The following is an 839-nucleotide window of genomic DNA, read 5'->3' as shown; positions in this document are numbered from 1 at the left end:
TTGCCCAGCGCCGGGCCGGTGAGCTGCTTGGGCGAGCGCAGCGTTTCCATGCGCGCCGTCGTTGCCCAGGGGCCTTCAAAGCCCGCCGGCGACTGGTCAAAGATCTCGGCCGGCACGCCCATGAAGCGCAGCGCCGCGCATGCGGCCAGGCCCGACATGCCGCCGCCGATGATGGCCACGGGCAGCACCGGCTCTCCCTCCAGCGCGGTTTCGGGCAGCCAGTCCTTGGCGGGCAGGTCCAGCCAGGCCAGGTCCTGGCGCACCCGGGCTTCGAGTGCGGCCAGCCCCTGGGGCGGCAGTAAGCGTTCGTCGTTCATGCGTGGCTCTCTCAAAATTCTGGTGTGCCCGCAGCGGGCCGCTGGCCCTCGGGCAGCATTTCTTCCAGCAGCGCGGCGTGGGCGCGTGCGTCATGCAGTACAAAGCCAGGCAGCAGCGCCTGCGCCACCTCGGTCAAGGCCTGGCACAGCGCATCCATCGCTGGCGTGCAAGGCGTGGCCTGCTGGCTGACCACGCCAAACAAAAAGGGGATCTCGGTATCGAGCGGGCGCACCACCACACCTTGCAAGGGCAGGCCCAGCGCCGTCACCGGCTCCAGCACCGACACGCCCAGGCCGGCGCGCACGGCGGCCATCGCATTGACCGAAGCATTGGTTTCCATGAACTGGGTCTCGCCCGGCTGCGCACCCGGGCGGGCGGCGGCAAAGGCCTCATCGAGGCGGCCGCGCAAGCGGTAGGGGTTGGCCATGGTGATGATGCGGCGCTCGGCGAGTGCCAGCAGCGGCACCACCTCGAGCGCAGCCAGCGGGTCCGCTTCGGGCAGCACTGCGACGCAGGGCGCG

1 protein-coding gene and 1 pseudogene are annotated in these 839 nt (G+C 70.6%); both read right to left on the bottom strand.

Features of this window, described 5'->3' with window-relative positions; genetic code table 11:
- Positions 1 to 317: pseudogene (locus H928_RS26320) on the bottom strand (FAD-dependent oxidoreductase); the annotation flags it as partial.
- An 11-nt stretch (positions 318 to 328) separates the two neighbouring features.
- Positions 329 to 839 (bottom strand): LysR substrate-binding domain-containing protein (locus H928_RS26315; RefSeq protein WP_021025588.1); only part of this gene is annotated, 511 nt, incomplete at its 5' end.

The organism is Comamonas sp. B-9, assembly GCF_000410635.1.
Lineage (GTDB): Bacteria > Pseudomonadota > Gammaproteobacteria > Burkholderiales > Burkholderiaceae_C > Comamonas.
The sequence above is the reverse complement of the archived record's forward strand: the minus strand, read 5'-3'. Positions and strand labels throughout refer to the sequence as shown.